Raw genomic sequence first — 2479 nt, 5'->3', positions numbered from 1 at the left:
TTGGTGCTTTGTTGCAGAAAGGTCGATAATACTTTGAGGGTGTGAGGCAAGATTGATCATCTCATCAGTCTTGCTAACACAGAAAAGTGATGAAGAAGAATAAAGAGTTCTCTTTAGGAGAGAACGCTCAGAGCGTTTTTTTGTGTTGGAGCTGAAGGGGAGGCACGCGGGATTATCATAAACGGATTCAAGGGTTGGATTATTAGTGGCTTGGTTATTGTCATCATTCGCAAAGACGCAGATTAAGTTCAATCAATGGTGTAAGTTTTAATACATATCTAGACTTAGCACCAGTGGTTTTGTTTACCATGGATCATTATAAATTTCTTTGTTGCGGGAAGGTCGTCGATGCCTTTAGGATACGAGGCAAGAATTGATCATTTCATCAATATTGCTAAAGTACTGCTAAGGAAAAAGAAGGGCGCGTGTTTTGGTGCAAATAGATGGGGCAGCAAACAATCGCTTGTTGGTGCTTTTGCTGGGTAATGGCATGGTGTCATTTGGGGGTTGGATTGATTATATCGTGATTTTAACCGTATCTGTGTTCATTTGGAAAGCTGATCAATATGATGTCGCTTTTATTGGAGCGGCAACATTATTACCTGGTATTGTTCTGTCTAAGCCAATTGGAATGTTGGTCAGTCATCGTTCTATGATCCATTGGTTGCGGGCGTCACTGTTGTTACGAGCGTTATGTACTGTTGCTTTATTGATGGCGACGAGTCTGCAAGGATTTATTATACTGGCAGTTGTTCGAGCGATATTCAATAGTCTAGCTATTCCAGCAATTTCCGTTCTCAGTGCAAATTCTGTGCCTAAACACGAACGGACTCGTTACTATTCTGTTCTTAACATGATCAATAGCATGGCGAAGATGATAGGACCTGCTTTGGGTAGTGCTCTCTCTGCATTTTTGTCAGATACATATACTTTATTGTTTTCTGGATTTCTGACATTGCTAGGCTTTATCGTGTTTTGTTTTATTGGTGCACAACCTGTCTCGTCTCTTATGGTAAAAACAGCGAGTACCATAAAATCACAACAGAGGCTTTATGGGACAACTTGGTATGCCTATGTGGCGGTGATGTTTGTGTATTTTGCTATGATCTTTATGGTGAATAATCAGTTGCCTGTCATCCTTAATGCACTGAAAATGAATAAACAGGCTCTTGGGATGCTGGTATCCGCTTCAGGGATTGGTAATTTCCTCTATGGGTTTTGGAGAGTGAAACAATCAAAGCATAAACCCCTTACAGGAAAAATATCGGAATTGTTAATGCCTGCAATGTCAACAATGGTTTGTTTTGTCTTGATCTCAGTGTGCTTTTTTTACTTGGATTTACTCCGTATTGAGACTTTGTTGCTCTGTTTTTTTCTTATTGGAATGGTGAGTGCTTACTTTTCCATATCTTCTAATGTTTATCTGGTCACTAATTTCAATGAACAGATTGGGTTGGCTTCTGGATGGGTGCAGTCTATACAAAATTTAGCTATGTTGGTGGCGCCCTTTGTTGGAGCGTTTGTTTTAGGTCACACTTCGGCTGGGCAGTTGTTCCTTTTTTCTGGATTGAGTGGATTATTCTGTTTATTGGGTATCTGGATATTTGTGAACGGTTCTTTGTCCATTATTCATTCTGAATGATTGGCTCATCAACGAAACATGTGTTTTAAATCATTTTTCTGAGATTTAAGGGGCGTGGGAATAATCCAGTATCGGGCGCTTTTTCAACGTTATAAGCTCAATCTTTTGATTTTTACTTAACCGCTCATATGTTTTTTTTCGGGGCTGTCTTCTCGATACTGTTCCATTGTCTCGTAAACGTAATTGGGGGCATGGTTTTGAGCAACAATGTCATTTTTGTTTGACTCCGCTTTGCTACGAATAGTCAAACTTAAAATCCCAGCTGCTGATCCTCAAGCAGCTTGGCTTAAAGCAATAACGGAAACAGAAAACGAACTATCGCGTGAATTATCCTATCATGCTGTAAAACATCACTCTTTGGGGGGTGATATCAGGTATGGGAAATTTTAGGCAGGGGGGATATATTGATCGTTGCGTTTTTGCTTAATCAGAAATTAACCATAAGATTGCTTTTTGTTTTTTCGGCTGGAGGTCTCTAAAGTTTTTTAAAAGGGTGTGTTCTTTTTCGCTGTATGTTTCTTGATCATGGTGTGAGTGATTGTCTTTTGTTGAGATATCTTCTTTTGTAGCAATGTCTGCATAAAAAAAGCTCATGGGAACATCTAGTTTTTGGGCGATTTTTAGCAAACACCCTGCGCTTACACGATTAAAGCCTTTTTCGTATTTCTGGATTTGTTGAAAACTGACACCTAAATGGCTTCCTAATGCTTTTTGGGAAAGTCCTATTGAAATGCGTCTGTGACGGATTCTTTTGCCTATCAAAATGTCGATAAAATTTGGATTTTTGGTTTGCACTTCAAGCCCCCCTCCGGTTGCGAGCGCCCTCGCATTGGTATT

The 2479-nt window shown here is 39.7% G+C and carries 4 protein-coding genes; 1 reads left to right on the top strand and 3 read right to left on the bottom strand.

Annotated elements, in window-relative coordinates:
- On the bottom strand, positions 1–252 hold a 252-nt coding region (locus tag ACFIKU_RS09520), incomplete at its 3' end, for a hypothetical protein (protein WP_375657361.1).
- A 181-nt stretch (positions 253–433) separates the two neighbouring features.
- On the opposite strand from ACFIKU_RS09520, the gene ACFIKU_RS09515 reads away from it, so the two are divergent.
- The gene (locus tag ACFIKU_RS09515) at positions 434–1642 is read left to right on the top strand and encodes an MFS transporter (protein ID WP_375657360.1); all 1209 of its coding nucleotides are present in this window, start codon (positions 434–436) and stop codon (positions 1640–1642) included.
- Positions 1643–1758: 116 nt separating this feature from the next.
- Here ACFIKU_RS09515 and ACFIKU_RS09510 read toward each other — a convergent pair whose 3' ends face one another.
- Both ACFIKU_RS09510 and ACFIKU_RS09505 read right to left on the bottom strand, forming a co-directional pair.
- Positions 1759–1890: a hypothetical protein gene (locus tag ACFIKU_RS09510; protein ID WP_375657359.1), complete on the bottom strand. Its 132-nt coding sequence runs from the start codon at positions 1888–1890 to the stop codon at positions 1759–1761.
- Between the two features lie 175 nt (positions 1891–2065).
- A complete protein-coding gene (locus ACFIKU_RS09505) occupies positions 2066–2437 on the bottom strand; it encodes a helix-turn-helix domain-containing protein (RefSeq protein WP_375657362.1) in 372 nt (123 codons plus the stop codon).
- Positions 2438–2479: the final 42 nt, after the last annotated feature.

It is taken from the genome of Bartonella sp. CM120XJJH, from assembly GCF_042194715.1.
GTDB lineage: Bacteria > Pseudomonadota > Alphaproteobacteria > Rhizobiales > Rhizobiaceae > Bartonella.
Note: the sequence above shows the minus strand (reverse complement) of the source record. Positions and strands in the feature narration are given on the sequence as shown.